The sequence below is a fragment of the Streptomyces sp. NBC_01217 genome, from assembly GCF_035994185.1.
Lineage (GTDB): Bacteria > Actinomycetota > Actinomycetes > Streptomycetales > Streptomycetaceae > Streptomyces.
The window spans coordinates 8,674,389-8,696,468 of the sequence record NZ_CP108538.1 but is presented as its reverse complement, the minus strand read 5'-3'; the positions used below and the strand labels follow the sequence as shown (position 1 = coordinate 8,696,468).

Annotated in this window: 16 protein-coding genes and 1 pseudogene; 4 read left to right on the top strand and 13 right to left on the bottom strand. The window is 69.4% G+C overall.

Features of this window, described 5'->3' with window-relative positions:
• Positions 1-571 precede the first annotated feature (571 nt).
• The 4 genes from OG507_RS38765 to OG507_RS38750 form a co-directional block, all read right to left on the bottom strand.
• Entirely contained in the window at positions 572-1,408 is an 837-nt protein-coding gene (locus tag OG507_RS38765) for a carbohydrate ABC transporter permease (protein WP_327371788.1), read from the bottom strand.
• Positions 1,405-2,451: a carbohydrate ABC transporter permease gene (locus OG507_RS38760; protein WP_327371787.1), complete on the bottom strand. Its 1,047-nt coding sequence runs from the start codon at positions 2,449-2,451 to the stop codon at positions 1,405-1,407. Before OG507_RS38760 ends, OG507_RS38765 begins: the two co-directional genes overlap by 4 nt.
• Before the next feature lie 77 nt (positions 2,452-2,528).
• The gene (locus tag OG507_RS38755) at positions 2,529-3,830 is read right to left on the bottom strand and encodes an ABC transporter substrate-binding protein (protein ID WP_327371786.1); all 1,302 of its coding nucleotides are present in this window, start codon (positions 3,828-3,830) and stop codon (positions 2,529-2,531) included.
• A gap of 69 nt (positions 3,831-3,899) precedes the next feature.
• Complete coding sequence (locus OG507_RS38750; protein WP_327371785.1) at positions 3,900-5,153, bottom strand: aminotransferase class V-fold PLP-dependent enzyme; 1,254 nt, start codon at positions 5,151-5,153, stop codon at positions 3,900-3,902.
• Between the two features lie 273 nt (positions 5,154-5,426).
• Between OG507_RS38750 and OG507_RS38745 the strand changes: the two genes are divergently transcribed.
• Positions 5,427-6,152 (top strand): FadR/GntR family transcriptional regulator, encoded by a 726-nt coding sequence (locus tag OG507_RS38745; protein WP_327371784.1) that lies wholly within the window; start codon positions 5,427-5,429, stop codon positions 6,150-6,152.
• Positions 6,153-6,560: 408 nt separating this feature from the next.
• Here the strand turns inward: OG507_RS38745 and rph are convergent, their stop codons facing one another.
• The 3 genes from rph to thpR form a co-directional block, all read right to left on the bottom strand.
• Positions 6,561-9,158, bottom strand: a complete 2,598-nt coding sequence (gene rph / locus OG507_RS38740) for a rifamycin-inactivating phosphotransferase (RefSeq protein WP_327371783.1) — start codon at positions 9,156-9,158, stop codon at positions 6,561-6,563.
• Between the two features lie 539 nt (positions 9,159-9,697).
• Positions 9,698-10,153 (bottom strand): hypothetical protein, encoded by a 456-nt coding sequence (locus tag OG507_RS38735; protein ID WP_327371782.1) that lies wholly within the window; start codon positions 10,151-10,153, stop codon positions 9,698-9,700.
• A 445-nt stretch (positions 10,154-10,598) separates the two neighbouring features.
• Positions 10,599-11,195 carry an RNA 2',3'-cyclic phosphodiesterase gene (gene thpR, locus OG507_RS38730; protein WP_327371781.1) on the bottom strand — a complete coding sequence of 199 codons (597 nt, stop codon included), beginning with the start codon at positions 11,193-11,195 and terminating at the stop codon, positions 10,599-10,601.
• A gap of 511 nt (positions 11,196-11,706) precedes the next feature.
• Between thpR and OG507_RS38725 the strand changes: the two genes are divergently transcribed.
• Together OG507_RS38725 and OG507_RS38720 are read left to right on the top strand one after the other, a co-directional pair.
• Positions 11,707-11,898, top strand: coding sequence for a hypothetical protein (locus OG507_RS38725; RefSeq protein WP_327371780.1), 192 nt, complete (start codon positions 11,707-11,709; stop codon positions 11,896-11,898).
• Between the two features lie 75 nt (positions 11,899-11,973).
• Positions 11,974-12,959, top strand: a pseudogene (locus OG507_RS38720) (IS5 family transposase).
• Positions 12,960-12,978: 19 nt separating this feature from the next.
• Here OG507_RS38720 and OG507_RS38715 read toward each other — a convergent pair.
• The 6 genes from OG507_RS38715 to OG507_RS38690 form a co-directional block, all read right to left on the bottom strand.
• A complete protein-coding gene (locus tag OG507_RS38715) occupies positions 12,979-14,004 on the bottom strand; it encodes a hypothetical protein (RefSeq protein WP_327371779.1) in 1,026 nt (341 codons plus the stop codon).
• Positions 14,005-14,036: 32 nt separating this feature from the next.
• Complete coding sequence (locus OG507_RS38710) at positions 14,037-15,320, bottom strand: transporter (RefSeq protein WP_327371778.1); 1,284 nt, start codon at positions 15,318-15,320, stop codon at positions 14,037-14,039.
• 4 nt (positions 15,321-15,324) lie between these two features.
• On the bottom strand, positions 15,325-15,912 hold the full coding sequence (locus tag OG507_RS38705; RefSeq protein ID WP_327371777.1) for a hypothetical protein: 588 nt from the start codon (positions 15,910-15,912) through the stop codon (positions 15,325-15,327).
• Positions 15,909-18,038 (bottom strand): hydantoinase/oxoprolinase family protein, encoded by a 2,130-nt coding sequence (locus tag OG507_RS38700; protein WP_327371776.1) that lies wholly within the window; start codon positions 18,036-18,038, stop codon positions 15,909-15,911. The genes OG507_RS38705 and OG507_RS38700 overlap by 4 nt, the downstream gene beginning before the upstream one ends.
• Before the next feature lie 100 nt (positions 18,039-18,138).
• Positions 18,139-19,749 carry an FAD-dependent oxidoreductase gene (locus OG507_RS38695; protein WP_327371775.1) on the bottom strand — a complete coding sequence of 537 codons (1,611 nt, stop codon included), beginning with the start codon at positions 19,747-19,749 and terminating at the stop codon, positions 18,139-18,141.
• Complete coding sequence (locus OG507_RS38690) at positions 19,746-20,897, bottom strand: LacI family DNA-binding transcriptional regulator (protein WP_327371774.1); 1,152 nt, start codon at positions 20,895-20,897, stop codon at positions 19,746-19,748. The genes OG507_RS38695 and OG507_RS38690 overlap by 4 nt, the downstream gene beginning before the upstream one ends.
• Before the next feature lie 200 nt (positions 20,898-21,097).
• On the opposite strand from OG507_RS38690, the gene OG507_RS38685 reads away from it, so the two are divergent.
• Complete coding sequence (locus OG507_RS38685; protein WP_327371773.1) at positions 21,098-22,072, top strand: acetylxylan esterase; 975 nt, start codon at positions 21,098-21,100, stop codon at positions 22,070-22,072.
• Positions 22,073-22,080: the final 8 nt, after the last annotated feature.

Sequence of the window (22,080 nt, the reverse complement as noted above, 5' to 3'; positions counted from 1 at the left end):
CGTGCGCGCCCTTCAGGAGGCCATGCGAGCCGGAGCTCCCATGCCCTCTCTCCGGGTGTTTCCTCCAGAGATACGGGCGCCCCCAACCGGCGTCGCGTGCGCGCGCCGGACGTCGCAGGGCAGGAAGGGCGACACCGGCGCGCCCGGGCCTGGAGGCGGAGATCCCGTGCGGCTGTCTCCGGCGGCCACTGTCCGCCTCAGCCGAACCCGCCGGCGTCGCGCCCGGGCCCTTCTGCCGGGCCGGCACGCTGCTCCCTGTCGAATTGTGGATACCGAAGCTCACCGCCCCGGGGCGGTCCGTGATGCGCGGCGGCCGGGCTCGACGGTGACCGTCCCCGGTGTCGCGGGCGGCGGCTGCGCGCCCGGGGCGGCCGGGGCGGCCTTCAGGTACGCGGCCTCTCCCCGTCGCTCGTCCGCACGCATGGACGCCGGAACCGGACCGGGACCCGGCCACGGACTCGGCCCCCGCCCCAGCCCCAGCCCCGCCCCAGCGACCGCCCGACGGCCGTACGGCACTCACCCGCCGCCAACCCGGCCAGTTCACACACCACTTGGAGCCCCCTCTGCCGCCCTACCCCTTGACCGCCCCCGAAGTGAGCCCCTGCACGATATGGCGGCTCGCGAAGGCGAAGAGGACCATCGTGGGGGCGATGGTGAGGACCGCCGCGGCGGACATGGAGCCCCAGTCGATGTTGAAGCTGGAGATGAAGCCGTTCAGGGCCGTGGGAACCGTCTTGCGGGCGTCACCGTTCATCAGGGTCACCGACAGGAACAGTTCGTTCCAGCAGTTGACGAAGTTGAAGATGAAGGCGGCGACGATTCCGGGCCGCATCACCGGAAGGAGCACCCGGAACAGGGCCCCGAGGCGTGAGCAGCCATCGATCATGGCAGCCTCCTCCAGCGCGTCCGGAATATTTTCGAAGAATCCGCGGAGCATGACCGTGCAGAAGGGAATGCACACCGCGATGTAGACGAGGGTGAGCCCGAACCGGCTGTCCACCAAATTCAGTTCCGTCATCATCATGTAGAGGGGGCCGAGCGCGATGAACGAGGGGATCATCTGCGTGACGAGGGCTGCCATCAGCACCGCACCCTTGGTGCGGAACTCGAAACGGGCCAGCACGTACGCCGACAGCATCGAAATCGCGGTCGCCACTGTCCCGGCGGCCGTCGCGATGATCAGGCTGTTGGTGAGATAGACCCCGAACTTGGCCTCACGGAAGAGCCCGGTGTAGTTCTCCAGGGAAAAGTGCTCGGGCCAGTAGGAGATCGGGAAGGAGAAGACCGTCCCGGGGCTCTTGAAGGACGTGACGGTGATCCAGTACAGCGGGAACACCGTGACGGCCAGCCAGAGGGCGAGAAATAGGATACGAACCGCGCGCCCTGCGGCGGACTCCTTCCCGATCACAGAACTGTTCCTTTCGTCCTGCGCGTCCTCGGCATACGGCCGGTGGTCCGCTTCCCGCCGGTGGTCGACTTCTCGCGCGTGGCCGTCAGATGGAAGACCGAGAAGACCAGGAGCATCGCGACGACGATGAGGCCGATCGCCGACGCCCTTCCGTAGTCGCCCTGTTGGGTCACGGTGATCATCCATGTGGTCACTATGTGCGTCTCGTTGGACGGTCCGCCGCCGGTCATCGCGAAGATGAGGTCGGGAAAGTTGAAGATCCAGATGACGCGGAGCAGTACGGTCAGCGACAGCGTTCCCCGGATGGAGGGAATCGTGATCTGGAACAGCGTGCGGACCTTCCCCGCGCCGTCGATCTCGGCCGCTTCGTAGATTTCGTCCGGAATGGACTGGAGGGCGGCGAGGATCATGATGGCAAAGAACGTGACGCCGTACCAGATGTTGGCGATGAGTACGGCGACCATCGCGGTCTTCGGATCGGCGAGCCAGGGAATCGGCTCGCTGATCAGGCCGGCCTTCTCCAACAGATCGTTGACGACACCGAATTCACTGTTGAACATCCAGCGGAACAGGATGCCGATCAGGAATCCGGAAATGGCCCACGGGAAGAAAATCATCGCCTGGTAGAGCCCGCGGAAACGAAACCGGCGGCGCAGCCACAGCGCGAGGGCGAACCCGATGACGAACTGCGGCACGATCGATCCCACGACCCAGATCCCGGTATTGCTCAGGACCGTACCGAACACCGGATCGGTGAAAATCTCACGGAAGTTCTGCAGCCCCACCCAGGAGGTGTCGGTGAGGTCATTCAGGTTCCAGTTCCGGAAGGCCATCTGACTGCCCGCGGTCATCGGGTAGTAGATGAACACCGCGACGAACAGGGCGGCCGGGGCCATGAAGGCGGCGACGGTCAGTCCTTGACGGCTGGTGAAGACGGGTCGGCGTGGGCGGGGGGCCGTCGGGGCGGAGGTGGCGGTGGAGGTATGGCCGCGCCCGCCGGCGCCGGGGCGCAGACCCGTACCGGCGTCCGGAAGGGCACCCACGACGGCGTCCTCCGTACTACAGGGCGCCCCGCCCGGCTCCCCCTCCGGCCGTGCGGAGGGGGACGCCACCGGCTCCTTCACTGACTCTTCCACTTGGCGGTCCAGTAGGAGTCCCAGCCGACGAGGAGCTGCTCGGGCGTCATCTTACCGAGCAGCACCTTCTGGATCTCGGCGTCCGACTTCTGGATCCACTCGGTCCACCAGGAGGAGTCACGCGGCTGCGTGACGGTGATGTACGCGTCCGGGTTCTCCGTCATCTTCACGTAGCTCGCCCAGGCGCCGGTCTTGTAGTACGCGTCGTCGGCAGCGCTCTTCAGAATGGGCACCAGGCTGTTCTTCTTGTCGAACGTGGTGGCCGCGTCACCCTCGGCGAGGAATTTGACCAGCTTGGTGGCCTCAGCCTTGTGCTTGCTGCCCGCGGCGATCCCCCAGCCCGCGGTCGCCACCGGCTGGACGGCCTTGCCGCCGGGCCCGGTGAGCAGCGGCGCCGTGGTCCACTGCTGCCGGCTGATCGCCTTCGACTCGCCGAGCGTCGCGATGACTTCCGGGTCCTGGAGGAGGAACGCCGTCGAGCCGTTGGAGAAGCCCTCGACCATCTCCGGGTAGCCCCAGGCGACGGACGATGGCGGCGACGCCTTCTTGAACAGGGCGAAGTAGGTCTTGAGTGCGGTGAGCGCTTCCGGCGCCGAGAAGATCGTCCTGCCGTCGGTGAGCTTGAAGCCGTTGTCGCGGTCGATCTTGTCGGCGACGTACGCCTCGATGACGGCCACGGCGTTGCTGTTGGCGTTCGTCCCGCCCCGGAACGCGTACCCGTACTGACGCTTGCTCGGGTTCTGGATCGCGGTGGCCTGCTCAAGGAGGTCGTCCCAGCTCGCGGGCGGGTTCTTGAAGCCGGCCGCGGTGACCAGATCGCTGCGGTAGAAGAGGCTGAGTCCGTAGAAGCCGTACGGGATGTAGTACGTGCGGCCCTTGGCGTCCTTGGCGTACTTGACGGCGTTGTCCGTCAGCTCGTCCCAGCCGGCCCAGCCCTTCAGGTCCTTGCTCATGTCGTACAGCCAGCGGTTGGTCGACCACGGCCCCGAGGTGATGTCCCGGACCTCCAGGGTGTCGATACCGCTGCCGGACTGGAGCATCTGCTGGATCTTCTGGTCCGCCTGATCGGTGGGCGGCGAGATCAGATCGACGTTGATCTTGGGGTTCTGCTTCTCGAACTCCGCTATGAGGTCCTTCAGGACCGCGGTACGGGTGGGGTTGGTGAGGCTCTCGACCATGTGCAGGGTGACGGTGCCGTCTGCGGCGCCGCCTCCTCCCACGGCGCAGCCCGACAGCACGAGAGCGGCGGCGAGACAGAGCGCCGTGGCGGTCCTTCTTCTGCTCAACACTGTTGTCCTCCCAGTTCCAGGGGATCGGTGACGGTGATGCAGGACAGGGATCTGCGGGGGGCGGGGTCAGTGGGGGTCAGTGGGATGTGTCTGCGGGGCGCGGGCCCAGTCGACGAGCACGGGAACGCAGCGCTCGACGAAGTCCTCGAAGTCGGCGGCGGTGTTGTAGACGTGCGTCGACAGGCGGAAGTACCCGGCGCCGCCGAAGCTCGTGAACGCGGCCTCGACGCCCAGTTCGGCGGCGACCCGGTCGCGCAGCGCGTCGGCCGCGGCATGGGTCGTGCCCAGACCGTCGGGGAGCCGTACGAGACGCAGCGCGTTGACCGGCATGCCGACGTCCACGCCGGCGCCGGCCCCTGTGGCCTCGGCGAAGGCGTCACCGATGAGGCGTTCCGCGTAGTCCGCGAGTTCCGTCATGTACGTACGGGCCGTGTCCCAGCCCCAGACGCCGTCGATGAAGTCGAGGGCGGCCGGGGCCGCGAGATAGCTCGTCGCGTCGATGGTGCCCTGGGTGTCGAAGCGGTGCGGGAAGGGTTCCTCGGCGCCCCAGGAGTCGATCAGCGGGTAGAGCGCGTCCCGCAGCGGTCCCCGGGCGACCAGGGCCGACGTACCGCGAGGCGCGCAGCCGAACTTGTGCAGGTTGCCGATCCACGCGTCGCAGTCCAGGCCCGCGAGCGGGTCCTCGGCGAGTCCGGGCACGTGCGCGCCGTCGACCAGGAGCGGAATCCCGCGCTCCCGCGCCAGCGCGCCGATCCGCTCCACCGGCATCCAGCGGGCGGTGGCCGAGGTGATGTGGTCCAGGACGATCAGCCCGGTGGCGTCGGTGAGTTGGGCGGCCACGGCCTCGTAGGCCTCGTCCTCGCCGGCGTCGAGCGGGACCCGCGCGGTCCGGACGTTGCCGCCCCAGCGGCGTGCGAGGCGGCGGGCGCCCATGGTCACCGCGCCGTAGCCGTGGTCGGTCACGACGATCTCAGCGCCGGGCCTCGCCGGGACGTTCGCGTAGACCACGCTCGCGCCACCGCTCGCGTTGGGCACGAGGGCGAGGTCGTCGGCAGGGACCCGAAGGAACGCGGCGATCTCCGACCGCGCCGCCGCCACGCGTGCCGGGAGGGCCGGGAACCAGGTGCCGGGCGAGCGGTCCATCTCCTCGCGCAGCCGGCCCTGCTCCCGCTGCGCGACGAGCGGGACCGCTCCGAACGACCCGTGGTTGAGGTGCTGGTGCGCGGCCAGCAGCGACCACGCCTCGATCGCCGGCCGGCCGTCGGCCAGCAGCAGGGGGCGGGGCGCAGTGGTGACGCAGGTCTCGCTCTCGTGGTTCAAGATCTCCCCTTGGCCTCATCGACCCGGCTGATGCCACGGTCGACACATCGGACAGTTGCAGAAAGAGGTCTGATGACTTGCGGCGCATCCTGACACTGAGCTCGCGCAAAGAACAAGGTTGTTCACGAATTGGTTACCTGAGACCTGCAAGGTCATCAGATGACTTGGGGAGGAATCATGAAAGAGATCCAATGATTCTGTAGGATCGGCAGCACAGTTGACCGTGGGCGGTTCCACCGGACCGCCACTGTCGATGACTTGGGAGGGGAAGCGATGTCCGCAGTCGACCAGGCGTTCCACGGCCTGCGCCGCATGATCGTCGACGGGCGTCTCGTCGCCGGACAGCGCATCCCGCCCGAGAGCGACCTCTGCGAGGAACTCGGCGTCTCGCGCGGCTCGTTGCGCGAGGGGGTCCGTATGCTCGCGGCGCTCGGCGTGATCGAACCGCGCCATGGCTCCGGTACGTACGTCTCACAGCTCCGGCCCGAGGACATCGTCGGCAGCCTCTCGCTCACCGTCGACCTGTTGCCGCTGACCGGGCTCCTGGAGATGTACGAGATACGTCGCGTCCTGGAGTCGCACGCGGCGGCGCAGGCGGCGGCGCGGATCACGCCCGAGTCGCAGAGCGCGATCTTCGCGTACATGGAGGCGATGGAGGCCACCGAAGACCCGGACCGGGTCTCGGCGCTCGACCAGGACTTCCACGCGGAGATCGCCCGCGTCGGCGGCAACCCGACCCTCAAGTCCCTCCTGGGAGTCTTCCGCGCCCGCTCCCGCGCGTACCAGGTCTTCACCCTGCCCGAGGGCCCCAGCATCAAGCGCTCCAGCGACGAAGACCACCGGGCGATCGCGACGGCGATCGCGAACAGGGACCCGGTGGCGGCGGCCGCCGCGGCCTCCGCGCATGTGGCGCATACGGAGAGGTGGTTGCACGCCTTCCTGCCGCGGGCACCGGACCCGGACCCCGAACCTCCGACGAGCCCTCAGGCGGGCGCATGACCTCGGGGTCCGCCCGTGCTCCGCCTTTCCCGCACGGCCCTGCCAACGCCGTGACCGGCAATGTTCGCCCGGTTGGAGCGTCGTCTTCAGGACCGGCCAGAACGAGGGCGTCGACGCCCGGAACCGCAGATGCAGCCGGGCCAGGGGAAGATGGCCGGCCTGGTCGTGCCGGTGCTGCTCGGGCCTGGCAAGACGGCGGACAACATGCCCGCCTCGCAGGCGTACGGCGTGCCGGCCAGGACGTGCTCAGGGTCCTGTACGTGGCAGCGGAAGAGGCACCTCCCAGGTGAAGAACAGCTACGGGTCGCGTCCGTGTGTCCGCGTTGCGGGCGGTGGTCGTGGGGCGGTCACCAACTGCTCGGCGTTGTTCAGTCGGAAGCTACGGTTGGGGCTTCTCGGCGTGGTCGGTCACGGCAGGATCTCGACGTACCCTTCGGTTCCGTGCACGCGGATCCGCTCCCCGTCCCGGATCAGCCGGGTGGCCTGCTCCACGCCCACGACGGCCGGCAAGCCGTACTCCCGGGCGATCACTGCGCCATGGGTCATCAGACCGCCAACCTCCGTCACCAGGCCCGCGATTCCGACGAACAGCGGCGACCAGCTGGGGTCCGTGAAGGTCGTGACCAGGATGTCGCCCGCTTCGAGATCGGCCTCCGCCATGTCAAGGATGACGCGGGCCCTTCCCTCGATGGTCCCGGCGGAAACCGGTAGGCCGATCAGGGCACCGGCCGGCACGTCGTCGCGCCGGTACGCCCCGGTGACGGCCTCACCATCCGATGTGAGCACCCGGGGCGGAATGAGCGCGTGGTACGACCGGAACGCGTCCTTGCGCTGCTGGATGAGCTGGTCATTCACCTGGTTCGAGCGCACGACGTCATGGAGTTCCTGGAACGTGAGGTAGAAGATGTCCTCCCTCTCAGGAAGCACGCCTGCCTGCACGAGGCGCTCGGCCTCCTCCAGCAGGGCCTGCTTGTAGACGAAGGAGCGGCTGACGATGCCGTACTTCGGGTACTCCCGGTACCCGATGAAAGCTCTGACCTGGCCGATCATCCGCTTGGCCTCGTCGGCTTTCCGGTCCCCGTCCGGCAGGGCCCGCAAGCATGACAGCACGTCCTGTTCCTTCTGCTGCGCCTTCTGCCACCCTTGCTCGAAGCGCCGTTCGGCGGCGCCCGGCTCGAAGATCCTGACGTTGTCGAGGATCACGGGCACGAGCGTGGAGGGGCGCTCGCGCCAACGTGGCCTCGTGATGTCGATCTCGCCGACGCAGCGCATGCCGTACCGGTCGAGGTACGCCTCGATGGCGTCGCGCGCTTCGGTCCCGCCCGCGAGCTTCGCCAGCTCGTCCAGGAAGCCCTCGTCTTCGACGCCCCGCAGGAACGCCACCACCTCCGGATGCGGGCGGATCACGTCCGCGACGTCGAGCAGCGCCAGTCCCATCTCCGACGTGATGTTGTCGGGGGCGGACAGCGTGAGCGTGTCAGCCGCGTTCTTCTCGCCCAGCCACTCCTGCAGCTTGTCGTTGAGCCACCACGTGGCCTCCATCCCCGCCATGATTGCCTGAAGGTTCAGCGGATCACCGAGGACTCGCTTGTGCTCCTCGAAGGCCTCCAGCAGGAAGTCGAACAGCGCCGGTCCGGTCCTCGTCCGGATGTCGCGCTCCAGGGTGGCAATGGATGCCTGGCTGCGCTCGATCAACTCGGTGACGATGGCCGGATCGGTCTCGACCGGGGCGGACGCACCGCCGGCCGGCGGCCCGCCGGGACCCGCGTCCGGAAGCGACGGGACGAAATCGTCGCGGCCGAGGACGGTCTCCAGCGCGTCCCTGATCAGCGGATCGCCTCTCCCCAGGACGTCCAGGAGGCCGGCGCGGCTCGCGGGCGAGGCCAGGCGCCGGGTGACGTCGACGAACAGCCTCCCGCCGGCCTCGTGCATCGGCACCATGGCTGTCAGCTGCCACATGGAGAGCCCCAGGGGCTTCATGGGGTCGGTCATCATCTGCCCATGACCGACGGAGACGTAGACGTGATTCTCCTGGTCGCCGGTCTCGGGGATGGGGAACAGCGTCGTGATCGGCCGGCTCTGAACGACCTGGAAGCCATCATCGACCAGGCACCATTCGATGTCCTGCGGGCGGCCGAAGTGCGCTTCGATCCGCCGCCCGAGCTGCACGAGCCGCACGACCTGCGCATCCGTCAGCGCCGGCTGCTCCTGCCGCTGCGAGTCGATGGCAACTTCCTGCGTACCGCCGGCCGGCAGTGCCTGAACGGCACGCTGTTTGGCGGCGATCGCCTTGGCGACGACTTCACCGTGTCGCACCTTGAAGACGTCCGGGTTCACCAGGCCGGAGACCAGAGCCTCGCCGAGGCCGAAACCGGCGTCCACTGTGGCGACTTTCCGGTTGCCCGTGACGGGGTCGGCCGTGAACAGGATGCCTGCCGCATGCGGGAAGACCATCTGCTGCACGACCACGGCCATGTGGACCGTACGGTGATCGATGCCGTTCCGCTGGCGGTAGGCCACGGCCCGCTCGGTGAACAGCGAGGCCCAGCACCGGCTGACGTGCTGAAGGATCGCCTCCGGCCCCACGACGTTCAGGTACGTGTCCTGCTGGCCGGCGAAGGAGGCCGTCGGCAGGTCCTCTGCCGTCGCGCTGGAACGGACGGCGTAGGCGGCTCGCTCGCCGGTCTGGGCAAGCGAGCGGGTGATGGCCGCCGTGACATCGCCCGGGATGGAAATCCCTTCGATGGTCAGGCGAATCTGCGCGCTGAGCGTGCCGATCGCCTCCCGGTCGTCCGGGTTCAAGCGCGACAACTGATCGAGCCGATCGACGATCGACGGCGCCTCCGCCATGATCCGCCGAAAGGCGTCAGTCGTCACGCAGAAGCCACCCGGCACGCGGATGCCTTCGATCCGCGACAGCCCGCCCAGGTGCGCGCCCTTGCCGCCCACGACCGCGACCTGCGTCTCGTCGACCTCTCGAAGATCCAACACGTATCGCTCGATCATTGCGATACCTCCGAGGCAGCCGAACTCTCTCGCACCGCAGTGGCCGACCGAATCACCGACGCCTCCAGCTCAGTCGAGCCTCCCGTCGGGCACGTCCTCATCCCTGGTCGCCTTCCCACTGACGAGTCGGGCAGCGCGCACCCCCGCACTGCCGGTCCCACCACTGGTTCGACGTGACTGCGTCTCCCATACGCCGACAACAACACACGCACGTCGTACCCTCATTTCCGCAGGTTGTGGCCTCGGCCGACGATTCTGCGCCACTACCGGGGCCTTGCCGCAAGCCCCCCGGTGCGCTATAGCTTGGTAGTGGCAGGGAGAGAGATCTCCCTGCCCTTTCCTTTAGACGTCCGCTGGAACTGACGAGCCTCTCGCGAAGCGATGGCGCTTCGCGTACGTACGTGGCGTCGGCCCGGACGGATGTCCCACCGGCCTACGGATGCAGCCGACGACCTTGCTGGCGTGCAGCGGCTGGTCGGGGGCGCTGTTGAGTAGGTTGCCGCTGTCGGTGCCAAGGTCGTTCACAGGTCCCGCCGGGGTCATGCCGGGATGAAGCTCGGCCACCAGGGCGGGACGTTGCCCAGGCACAACGGGGCGGGGTAGGTGTCCGGCATGCCGAGCCATGTGACAAGGAACCAGGTGAACCACAGGGTGAAGATGAGCCCTGCAGTCAGGGCTGTCCTGCGATGACGTCTTCCGAGGGTGCTGTGCAGGATCACCCACGGAACCGCAGCGGCGATCCATATGAGAGGCGCAAGAAACAGCAAAGTCATGCTGTTGGCTGCTGCGCTGCTGCCGATGCCACAAGCAGCCCATGCCCTCCCGATCGCAGCAATGGACACCACCGCGGTCAGCCCACCGAAGAAGACACCAAAGCCGGCTCCTCTGAACCAGTGGCTCGGAGGACTCGACGGCTCTGCTCCCACGATCATCTCCCCCGCCTCGCCGTAGATGCGGAGAGTACCAACCTTCTGAACCGGAAGCGGCTTGCCCACAGGGACTGACCTGGACAAACGGACGGTCGTCGATTCGGAGGGTTCACACCTCCGGTCCCCCGCTGAAAGCAATCGTCAGCCAATGGTTCAGCCTCCCCTCGGTACAGCCGTCTCTGCTGAGGCTTGCCCAGCCCTCAGTGGGCGGCCGGGGGCTTCGACGAGCCGGTCCCAGCCGGGCGCACAGGTCCCTCACTACCCGGGCGCGGTCCTGAGCGCAGCTCACGGTGCCTTCGGGGCCACGGCGCGGGCGTGCCCCGTCAACCGTAAGGCGATCTGCTGGTAGCCGTGCGTCCGGCGCGGTAGGACGAGAAGCTCGACGACGGCAGAGTGCCGGAGAGGCGGCCATTCTTGATCGGGCCGGCCGGCAAGTACGACGTGCCGCACCCGACCATTTCATCGCCCGCCAGGTCGAGTAATGCCTGTCGGCCGGCCCTGGTTGGTTCGCTCAAGATCCAGTGCAGTTTCCGTTGCCGAGGGCCCACGCCTCGATGTCGCGGTAGTGGACCGGTCCACGGCCACGGCCGACGTTGCTGCCGACCAGGTGCAGACGTTCGGCAGACCATCGGCGACCGGTGAACCCGGCGAGCCCTTCGGCTATTTCTCCTGCCGAGGATCGATCTCCTCGGCGGGCACGGGCCAACGTCAGATGTGGGCGCAGAGGCCGATCCTCCAAGGCGACACCGCAGCTCTTGACCGCGGTACGCACATCGGCGGCAAGCATGTGCAGCTCATCGAGGTCTCCGTCGATTCCGCTCCACACCACCCGGTCGTCGAAGTCTCCGCTGCCGCGCAATGCCAGGCGGAATGGTCGGTGGTCCGCTGCGAGGCCGGCGAGGGACGGGCGCAGGAGCAGAACTGTCTCGGCCGGTAGTTCCCCGAGGAACGCCAGGGTGATGTGCCAGTCCTCGATGCGGTTCCACCGCATGTGAGGGTGTGTGTCGTAGGCGGGGCGCAGCTCCCGCGCCAGTTCTTCTTTCGCGTGGTCGGGCGGGGCGAGGGCGATGAACACGCGAACGGTCGCGGGCTGAGTCTTTTCGTTCACACCGGACTTCGTACCGCATCCGGGTGGTTGACGCGACGCACCAGGCGTTGCGGGAGAGGCGCTCGCGGTCGTGATGCCGAGGACGCCACTGCCGGCAAACAGCGTCACGACCGGGCCGCTGCCGGGCCGGCATCGGCTCCACCGGAGGGCGCAACACCTGTCAGCCAGAGAAGGGGGTGGGCTTCGGGGCTCGGCACCACCGTCGGCTGTCGCCGGGGCCCGCACCCTCTGGGGTGGCGCGGGCTCCAGTGTGAGGGGCAACAGCCCAGGTCGTCCTGTCACGGACCGCGGGCTGCACTTTCTCTGTCTACGGGCCCGGTGGCACCCCCGCGACCTGTGGAAAGCAGCGCGACTACGGCTGTCACCCGTCAAGCACCTGGAAGCTCGGCGACCTCCCCATGCGATCCGCAGCAATGCCGAGGCACCTCGTTGGCTCTTCCCGGGGCAGCAGCCGGGTCAGCACAGTGCCCCCGCCTCCATCATGCGAAGCCTCAACCAAGCCGGAATCCGCGTGAATGCCGGACGCACCACCGCGCTGATGAACCTCGCGCAGGACCTGCCCGCAGCAGTCCTCGCCTCGCTTACCGGCATGCACGTGGTCACCGCCGAACAGTGGCACCGCCGGGCCGCACCGGACTGGAGCGCCTACCTCGCAGCTCGCCGCAAGGCCGGGCACGCTCCGAATGACCCTTCCCTCACTTAGGTCCTGTACGGAGTTCAGATCACGGTTCGGGCAATCCGCAGCGCGGAACCGTGTGCGCTTGATAGGCCATCAGGTATGGCACGTGGCGATGTGACCGATGAGCAGTGGTCCCTGATTGAGCCCCACCTCCCGCTGGGAGTATCCGGACCCATACCTGACCTGCGAAAACACTTCAACGCGACGATGTGGCGGTTCCGCACCGGCAGCCCCTGGCGAGACGTGCCTGCCGAGTACGGTCCGTGGTCGAGCGTCTACGACCGCTTCCGTATCTGGACGCGCGAGGGCGTCTTCCAGCACCTGATGGAGACGGTCATCGGTTATGCCGCAGAACGCGGTGAGGCAGACCTGTCGCTGGTCAGCGTGGACTCTGCTACCTCCCGCGCTCACCACCACGCCGCCGGGATGGTTCTGGACGAAGAGCAGTTGGAAGCGCTGGTGGAGGCCGCAGAGTCCGAAAAGGGGGCGGGAAGAAGGGACGGGAGCCGCAATACGATCAGGACGGGGACCCGGAACGAGCCGAGCGGCAGCGGTTGCGGCGACGCCGCCGGGCCCGTTTGAAGGCTGCTGAGCTCGGTCGTTCCCGGGGCGGGCTGACCAGCAAGGTGCACTTGTCAGCCGAACGGCGCTGCCGTCCACTGTCGTTCGTCCTCACCCCCGGCCAGGCCGGTGACAGCCCGCAGTTCGCGCGGGTCGTGGACAAGATCAAGGTCCGTGGCAGGAGGGGCCGGCCCCGCACCCGCCCGGACGCGGTCGCCGGCGACAAGGCGTACTCCTCCCGCCGCAACCGCGCCTACCTGCGCAAACGCCAAATCCGGGCGGTGATCCCGGAGAAGGCGGACCAGACGGCCAACCGCAAAAAGAAGGGCTCGCGCGGAGGCCGCCCCGTCAGTCACGACGCCGAGCTGTACAAGGACCGCAACACGGTCGAGCGGTGCATCAACCGGCTGCGCAACTGGCGCGGGATCGCCACCCGCTACGACAAGACTCCCGAGAGCTACCTGGCCGGACTCCACCTGTGCGGCACGATGCTGTGGCTACGCAGCATCACCCGACGAGCATGATCTGAACTCCGTACAGGACCTAAACCGCTCGGGCCACCGCGATGGCCCCCTGGAGTCGCTCACCCGCCTCGTAGACCATGTAAGCCGTCCCGTTCTGCGTACCGAAACTCGGCGCCGCGCTGCGCCCGTTGTCCGGTGCGCCGGCGAGCGAGTCGTGGAAGAGGCCCAGGTGGTCGCGGCGGGAGAAGTCGTTGCCGACCTCCGTGATCAGGAGGTTGCCGCCGCTCCCCTTGTCGGTGTTGTAGACGACGTACGCGCTGCCGTTGCGGGTGAGCAGATGCGGGCCCCCGACATTCACGGCACCGACGTCGGCATGGCTGACCAGTGGTTTCTGGTCGAACGTCCAGCCCCGGCCGTCGGCGGACCAGCCCCAGTGGATGTCACGGTGATTGGTGGTGTTGTTCAGCATGAACAGCATCACGTAGCGGGCCCCCCGCAAGGGCAGATCGTGCCGGAAGACCCGGGCGTACGACGTCTCCGTCGTCCCGGCCGGGAGCATCGCCGTGTTCAGCACCACCTTGTCGTACGTGAAGTGGATGCCGTCCTTCGAGCGGGCGAGGCGGGTCGTGGTGTTCTCACCGTGGAAGTAGAGCCACATCTCGTGCGTGTCCTCGTTCCACAGGACGTGCGGCGACGAGACATGACTGACCTTGTAGTGCGGCTGCCAATCGTTGGCCACGATCGGGTTGGCGGGGTACTCGGTGAAGGGGCCCTCGATGTTGTCGCCGTAGGCGAGGCAGATACCACCGGGGGCGTCGTGCGGTGCGTAGTAGAGGTAGTACCGCCCCAGCGGCGTCGCCACCCGGCCCGCCGTTCCCCTGATGCAGGGGAAGATGATCTCGCCGGTGGGGTTGTACTTCAGCTGCGAGGGCTGCAGCAGCGTCTTGACGTACCGGTAGTCGGGGAAGCCCGCGGGCGCGGCGGCCGCCGTGCCGGTCGTGGTGGCGCCGACGGCGAGGACCGTACCGGCGGCTGCGGCTGAGCGAAGGAAGAGGCGGCGGCCCATCTGCGGCTCGTTCTCGGGGTGGCTCTGCGGTTCGTTCATGGGTGAACTCCGTCCCAGGAGTGGTGAACGTGTCAGAGATACGTGGCGGCGGTCACGCAGAAGCCGCCGAGGGCGACGGCCCAGACGTACGGCAGCGTGCGGACCATCACCTGCTGCGGCGTGACGCCCGCGTACTGCGCGCTCCACACCGTCTGGGTGCTCGTGGGGTCGGCGACGCCGAACACCTGGTTGTAGGAGGTGGCGAGCCCCAGTACCGCGGTCGCGGGGTAGATGCCCGCGGCGATCAGGACACCGGCGATGCCCGCACCGAGGCCGAAGACATTGAGCGGGCCGCGGTAGAGGCAGAGCGGTACGAGAACGGTGAAGACGAGCACGAACAGCACCGCGTTCTGCGGGCTCACCGCCTTGACGAGGGGTTCGAGCGCGTCGATCGCCCCGGGCAGTTTCACGGCGGCGAGCAGGATGCCGATGGCGATGAACAGGGCGATCGGTGCGGCGGCGACCTCGAATCCTCCGTGGAGCGTGCGCAGCAGCCGCTTGTTCATCTCGCGCGGGCGGGTGGTGGTGACCAGGCAGTAGAGGACGCCCGCGAGCAGCGAGGGAATGATGGCGACGTCGAGACCGAGGGCCAGGACCAGGGGCACGACCGGGGTGAGCAGCGCGTACCAGGGGGCGTCGCCGAGCCGGACCCGTCGGCCGGAACGCGGCTCGGCCGCGAGGGACTTGGCGGACCAGGCGTGTTCGACGCCGCGGCGGCGGGACTCGATGAGGACGAAGAGGACTGCGGCTACCAGTGCGAACGGGAACAGTTTGATCATGAAGCCGCGGACGGTGGGGACGGGCAGTTCGAGCGCGGTGGAGAAGAACTGCCAGATGGGGAGCTCGAACGGCATTCCCGCCGCGATGCCCATGAGGATCGTGCCGGCCGCGGTGACCTTGGGGATGCCGACGGCGATCATCGCGGGGATGCCGATGATCCCGGCGAGCATCGCGGCGGGCGCGGAGCCCGTCACCGTACCGACGAGGGTGGAGACGGCGAGGACACCGAGGGCCACCACGACCGGGCGGTCACCGCCGAATTCGACGATCTTGCGGACGAGGGTGCCCGCGATGCCCGTCTCGTCCAGCAGCTTGCCGAGCCAGGAGCCGAGCAGGATGGCGATCATGGTGGCGGCGAGGGCCGGTGCGCCTTCCTGGAGGACGGTGTCCAGGACGCTGTTCTTGCCGGTGAGCGGGGCGCCCGCGGCGAAGGCGATGACGACGGCCAGGACGACGAGCGCGAAGGCCGTGGGGAGTTTCCGGGTGAGCATCGCGGCGACACCTGCCGCCATGACGAGGAGGATGACGACGCCCATGGCGTTACTTCTCTCTTCCGTGCGGGACGGTGGTGGTGCGGTCGCCGGCTGCGGCGAGCGCGGCGGTCAGCAGCAGCGGACTGCGGCCGAGTCCACAGGCGGTACGGGCGTGGGCGTGGGCGGCGATCTCCTCGGCCCCGGCGACATGGCCGTACAGCCGCCGACGGCCGGCGCGCAGCAGGACATGGCCGAGCGCGCGTTTCAGCTCCGTCTTCGCCGGGCCGTGGTGGAGCTGTTCATGGACGGCCTCGTGCGCCAGGGCCGCGGCGCGCACGGAGCCCGCCGGGTACCAGTGGCGCCAGCCTCGCTCGTCGATCAGGGCTTCGGCGCGAGCGAGAGTGTCGGTGTAGAGCTCGACTGTCGCGGGGCGTGAGGTGTAGCGGGCGAGGAGGCCGTATTCCAGTCCGCCGTCGCGTTCGACGATGCGGGCGCGGGACGGCACGGGGGCGAGGCGGGCGCCGAACTCCGTTGCCGCGGTGGCCCAGTGGCGCAGCAGGTCGCGGTCGCGGCCTTCGTGCGTGGGTGTGCCGGCCAGGAGCTGTACACCGAATTCGATGTCGTCCGTGGCGGAGAGGTCGATGAGCGCGCTCATGTCCGTACCTCCACGACCGCGACCACGCACTCGTCCGCCGCACGGGTGCCGAGTTCGCTGCGGGCCAGGGCGAGCAGCGGCTGTGGATCCAGGACGCCGGAGAGGTCGGCGATGCGGGCGCCGAGCAGCAGGCGCAGTGCGGGGGCGCGGACGCCGCCGTCGCCGTAGGAGGTGGCGTCGGCGACGAGCCGGGCGAGGGTCTCGGGGGCGCTGCCCACGGTGGTGGTCTCCACCCGGGCGTCGGAGGCGTGCAGCCGGACGACACCGTCGGCGTCGACGACCCGCACCGGGTGCCGGGTGGTGCGGAACCGGCGGCGGATCTCGGTGCCGTAGACCGTGTGGGCGGGGGTGCCGGCAAGGACACTCACGGCCGACGGGTCGGCTTTGAGGCTGGCCGCCGCGGCGCGCAGCCGTTCGTTCGCGTCGGCGCGGTGTGCGCGGTCCTGGGTGCGCAGTTCGGTGGCGCCGGTGGCCACCGCCCGAACGGTACTGGTCTGCGGGTCCACGGTCACCTCGACCTCCACCCCGTCCGCCGCGGCGCCCTGCGCCACGACGGCCGCCTCGGCCTCGGCGCGGACGGCAAGGATCTGTTCCTGGCCGGCGCCCGGGATGATCCGCTCGATCTGCTCACGGACCAGGGCAAGGGCGACCCCGATGGGGCTGATGACCTCGTTGTGCTGTGCGATCCGGCCCTCCTGACCGGTGACGGAGGCGAGATGGGGGGTGACGGATGCGGCGCCTCCGCCGCCGCCGACCAGTACCGCGGTGTCCTTGTCGAGCCGGTAGTCGCGGATCATCGCGTCGGTCACGGCCCTGACCTGTTCGGTGCCCGCGTCGAGGAGCCGGGCGGCTGCCGTCGCGACATCGGTGGAGAGCGCGGCGGCCAGCGGAGCCAGGGCGGCACGGGCCACGTCCTGGTCGCAGCGGGCGAAGTCGCCCTCGGGAACCCGGCCCAGCGCGTTGGCCGCGCAGGTCATCGTGATCGCGTACCTGCCGCCGGCCGCGTCGATGACGGCGTAGTCGTCGGGATCGCCCTGCATCGGCCGGACGGTGGTGACGCGCGCGTCGCGCAGCTCTTCGAGAGTGGCGAAGCAGGCGTACGGCAGTCCGGCGATGTGCGCGCTGCGCGGCCCGGCACCGATCACCTTGCCGCCGCCGATCCGGACCATGGAGCCGCCGCCGACGCCCACGGTCCGCACGTCGAGCGCGGACAGGTACGACGCCTTGCCGAGAACGGTGGCGTGCCGGACGGCGACCTTGCCGCGTCGGACGACGCTGATGTCGGTGGAAGTGCCCCCGGTCTCCAGGAACAGGCCCTCGCTGATCCGCTCCTGCATCAGCGCACCGGCCACCCCCGCGGCGGGTCCGGAGAGCACGGTCAGCAGCGGGCGTCTGCGCATCTCGTCGAGCGACATCACACCGCCGTCGCAGCGCATCACCATCAGAGGTGCGCTCACCCCGGCCTTGGTGATGGAGGCGTCGACGAGGTCGGCGGTGGCGAGCATGCGCGGCAGGATCGCGGCGTTGACCACGGCGGTCCGGGTCCGCTTGGCGAGGCCGTACAGGGAGGTGATCTCGTGCGCGGCCGTCATCGGGAGGCCGTGCGGGCGGGCCGTGTCGAGGACCGTCCGCTCCCCCTCCGGGCGGTCGACGCTGAACGGCTCGCTGGCGACGAGGACTTGGGCACCGTCCCGGACGACCGCGTCGACGGCCCGCCGCACCTCGTCCGGGTCGTCGGGGTCGGCCACATGCGCGTAGGAGAGCGGGAGCCGTTTGCCCGGGGTGAGTTCGAGCCTGCCGAGCGAGGCGAGGCGGCGGGTGAGCGCACCGCCGGGACCCGCTCCGATGCCGATCAGTCCGACGGTGGCGACATCGCCCTCCAGCAGGGCGTTGGTAGCCTGTGTCGTGCCGTGTGCCAGGAAGGCGACGTCCTCGGCGGCGCGGCCGGTCTGCTCCAGCAGCCGGTCGAGCGCTTGGACGATGCCATGGGCGACCCCGTCCTCGTGGTGGTGGCTGGTGGGAACCTTCACCTGCCCCAGGAGTTCGAGGGTCGTGGCGTCGACGGCCACGGCGTCGGTGAAGGTTCCGCCCACGTCTATGCCGACGCGGATGCGGTGGGTGGTCATGGCTGGGCACCTCCTTGTGCGAGTGGGTTGATGCGCGGGCGGGCCGGGTGGGACAGGTGGAGCTGTCCCACCCGGCGTTTCACCGGTTCGGGGCCGGCGGTCAGTAGCCGCGTACGTCGGGCCAGTGGCGCTGGACCCCGTCGCGGTCGAGCACCCGCGCGAACGTCTCGTACCGTTTGTCCTCGGACTGGACCTGCTCCGGTTCGACGCCTTCGGCGAGACAGTGGGCGGCCAGGGCACCGGCGACCTCGCCGACGTTCCACTCCACCGGGTGGAGCCGGTAGCAGCCGTTGGTGATGTGAGTGGTGCCGATGTTCTTGCCGGCGGGCAGCAGATTGCGGACGCGGCGCGGCACGAGGGCGCCGAGCGGGATCTCGAACGGCACCGAGCCGATGTCGATGTAGTTGTCACCTCCGGTGGAGGGGTGCAGATCGATGCGGTAGCTGCCGACTCCGACGGCGTCCCGGTGGCGTGTCCCGCCGTACGGGCCGACGAGGTCGATCGCCACGTCGTGCTCGGTGACGGTGGTGACGGCCTTGATCCGACGGGACTCGCGTACGTACGGGGTCTTGGCGAGGCCGTCGTCGGTGCCGGTGATGTCGGGGCGGATCCGCAGTCCGGGGAAGCCGGTGCCGCCGTCCTGGCGCGGGGCCTCGGTCTGCAGCCAGTACAGGAGCGAGAGCGACAACTGCCGTGCCTCGCCGACCGCTTGGGCCGAGGTCTCCTCACCGGCGCCGACGAGCGGCTTGAGCCAGTAGTCGTTGAGCGGCCAGTTGACGAGGGTGATGTCGGAGTCGAAGGCGCCGGGGCGGTGCATCCCGCGGGCGAGGATGCGGCGGAAGCCCCACAGTTCCTTGTCGCCCGCGTCCGCGCTCTGGTCAGCGCTGACGGCGAGCGGGTCGATGTCCGGGTTGGGGACGAAGGTGCGCGGTACCGGTTCCAGGGAACGCGGATCGGGTGCCTGGAGGCCGAGGAGCGGGCCGGGCCAGAAGTCGGGGCGGTAGGAGCGCCAGAACGCGTAGTCGGCGGGGCGGTCGACGGTGTGGTTCTCGCCCTCGTGGTGGGAGAGCGCGAAGCAGACTGTGATGCCCTGCTGGTTGAGCGGCTGGGGCTGGTCGGGGGCGTGGGGTTCGTCGAATTCGCTCTGTGCCTCGGCGCCCATGGCGTGCTCGACGCCGCCGAGTTCGAGGAGTTCGCCGGTCTCGGTGGCGTCGATGACATAACGGGCGGTGACGGTGGCGCGGTCGCCGGTCCGGAGGTCCTCCAGGGTCACCGCACTGATGACATCGTTGTCCGTCTCCGCGCTCACGGCCCGGTGCTCGGTGAGCAGCGTGAGCCGGCCCGCGGCCCGGTGCGGTGCGAGCATCGCCTCCAGCACGGTGAGCGCGATGCGGGGTTCGTGGCAGAGCTTGCTGACCCGTCCGGCGCCCGGGTTGAGGTCGGTGAGGGCGAGGGCTTCCGAGCGCATCGGGTACCACTGGCGGTAGTACGCCCGGATGCCTTCGCGCAGCCGGCGGTACGAGGCGGTGGTGCCGAACCGCTCCACCCACGGGTGCTCGTCCGGCGGGACGGCCTGGGAGGTGAGCTGGCCGCCGATCCAGTCGGTCTCCTCGGTGAGGACGACGGTGCGTCCGGCCCGGCAGGCGGCGAGCGCGGCGGCGACGCCGCCGAGTCCGGCGCCCACGACGAGGATGTCCGGTTCGGGTATCACAGGTCTCCTTGTGCTGTACGTGCAGGCGGTGCGGTCGGTCGGTCCTGGTGGGCCGAGGGCGGGGGCCCTGCCGTGATGCCGGGCCTGAACACGCAGGCCACCAGGGGTTCGGTGGCCTCCTCCCCCGCGACCAGCGCGGCAAGCATCCGTACGGCGGCCGCGCCGAGTTGGGTGCGGGGGATGTCGAAGCCGGTGGGGTCGGGGCCGTCCGCGAGGTCGGCGGGCGGGCTGCCGAGGAGCGCGAGCGAGACGTCGCGCGGGCAGTCGATCCCGGCTTCGGTGACGGCGCGGCGCAGGGCGCGCCAGGCGGCTCCGGTGTCGGTCTCCTCGGCGACGAGCGCGGTGACGCCCTCGGCGAGCCAGCCCCGCAGCCGTTCGGGGGTGAGGTCTCGTTCCGGGTCGGCGGAGCGGAAGACCGCCCCGGGGCCGCCGGGGAGCCCGGCCGCCTCCAGCCCCTTGAGGAAGCCGTGTTCACGGTCGGTGGAGGCGGGTGCCTCGTCGTCCTCGCGGATCAGCAGCATCCGCCGGTGCTCCAGCGCGGCAAGGCCGGCGACGACCTCGCGGCTGGCGCTCACGTAATCCGCACCGACCCAGGCCAGGCCCTCCAGTTCGTCCCGGCGGCCGAGGTGGACCACCGGGAAGCCATCGGCCACCAGCCGCCGCAGCTCCTGGGCCGGCGCGTGGCGCCCCAGGAACAGACAGCCGTCGGCGAGGCGGATCCTGCTCAGTGCGTCGGGCCCGGCGGCCCCCGCGCCGCCGGTGCTCGACCCGGTGAACAGCACCAGGTCGTAACCGCGTTCCGCGGCCTCGCGCTCCACACCCACCAGGAACGGGTAGTAGGAGTGCTGCACATCCGTCGGGAACGTCGCGGTGAAGCTGAAGACGCCCAGCAGGTTGTTGCGGGCCGCCGCGAGTCTGCGGGCCGCCGGGTCGGGGACGTAACCGAGGCTGCGGGCCGCGTCCAGAACATTGCGCCGGGTCTCCTCCGAGATCGCGGCGCCCTGCTTCTTGTCCGCCAGCACGAGCGAGACCGTCGCCTGCGAGACCCCGGCGAGCCGTGCGACCTCGGCCTGACGCGGGCGGGCCGTGCGGCCTGCCGGCGCGGGTGAACGGCCGGGCCTGGCCCGCTTCCTGGGCTCCTCCACCATGACTCCTCAGATCAGCTAATGCGTATTACTAATGCGCATTAACGAGTACTGTGAGGGGCGGTCAGGGGCCCGTCAAGGGCTCGGACACAACTTCTTCCCGACGTGAGGACACCCCTCGTCCGCGCGCCGCCCACACCCGTACGGTGTGATCAACCATCCCCGCGGATGAGCACTCACCCCTGCGAAGAAGGCGGTCCCGCATGTCCCTGTTCGATCTGCCCCTCGACGAGCTGCGCGGCTACCGCAGCCGTTCGGTGGAGCCGGAGGACTTCGACGCGTTCTGGTCGAAGACGCTCGACGAGGCCCGGTCCCACGACCTCGACGCCCGGTTCGAGCTGCGTACGGGCACGGGGCTGGCGACCGTCGACGTGTACGACGTGACGTTCGCGGGCTTCGGCGGGCATCCGGTCAAGGGCTGGTTCGTCGTCCCGGCCGGCGCCACCGAACCGCTGCCGGTGGTCGTGGAGTTCATCGGATACGGCGGCGGGCGGGGCCTGGCGCACACCCATCTGCTCTGGTCGTCGGCCGGTTTCGCGCACTTCGTGATGGACACCCGGGGCCAGGGCAGCGGCTGGCTCGTCGGCGACACCGCCGACCCGGTGGGCAACGGCCCCTCGTTCCCCGGTTTCATGACCCGTGGCATCGAGGATCCGCACGCGTACTACTACCGGCGTGTGTTCACCGACGCGGTACGCGCGGTGGAGGCGGCGCGCTCGCATCCGCTGAGCGACGCGGCGCGCACCGCGGCCGTCGGTGTGAGTCAGGGCGGCGGCATCACGCTCGCCGTCGGCGGGCTGATACCGGACCTTGCGGCGATCGCGCCGGACGTCCCGTTCCTGTGCGACTTCCCCCGCGCGCTCACCGTCACCGACCGCAACCCGTACCGCGAGGTGGGCAGCTACCTCAAGACGCACCGGGGCCGGGCCGACCGGGCGAGAGCCACGCTGTCCTACTTCGACGGGGTGCACTTCGCCGCCCGCGGCCGGGCACCGGCGCTGTTCTCGACGGCCCTGGAGGACATGACCTGCCCGCCCTCGACCGTCTTCGCCGCGTTCAACGCCTACGCCCACCAGGACAAGGCGATCGAGGTGTACGACTTCAACGATCACGAGGGCGGCGGGCCGTTCCAGGAGGCCGTGCAGCTGGGCTGGCTGCCCGGAAAGCTGACCGCCTGACCGCCCGG

Bases quoted from the DNA above. Each gene is read 5' to 3' on its own strand.
- OG507_RS38745 (WP_327371784.1), top strand. From the start codon at position 5,427: ATGTCCGCAGTCGACCAGGCGTTCCACGGCCTGCGCCGCATGATCGTC.
- rph (WP_327371783.1), bottom strand. From the start codon at position 9,158: ATGATCGAGCGATACGTGTTGGATCTTCGAGAGGTCGACGAGACGCAG.
- OG507_RS38715 (WP_327371779.1), bottom strand. From the start codon at position 14,004: ATGAACGAACCGCAGAGCCACCCCGAGAACGAGCCGCAGATGGGCCGC.
- OG507_RS38710 (WP_327371778.1), bottom strand. From the start codon at position 15,320: ATGGGCGTCGTCATCCTCCTCGTCATGGCGGCAGGTGTCGCCGCGATG.
- OG507_RS38705 (WP_327371777.1), bottom strand. From the start codon at position 15,912: ATGAGCGCGCTCATCGACCTCTCCGCCACGGACGACATCGAATTCGGT.
- OG507_RS38700 (WP_327371776.1), bottom strand. From the start codon at position 18,038: ATGACCACCCACCGCATCCGCGTCGGCATAGACGTGGGCGGAACCTTC.
- OG507_RS38690 (WP_327371774.1), bottom strand. From the start codon at position 20,897: ATGGTGGAGGAGCCCAGGAAGCGGGCCAGGCCCGGCCGTTCACCCGCG.
- OG507_RS38685 (WP_327371773.1), top strand. From the start codon at position 21,098: ATGTCCCTGTTCGATCTGCCCCTCGACGAGCTGCGCGGCTACCGCAGC.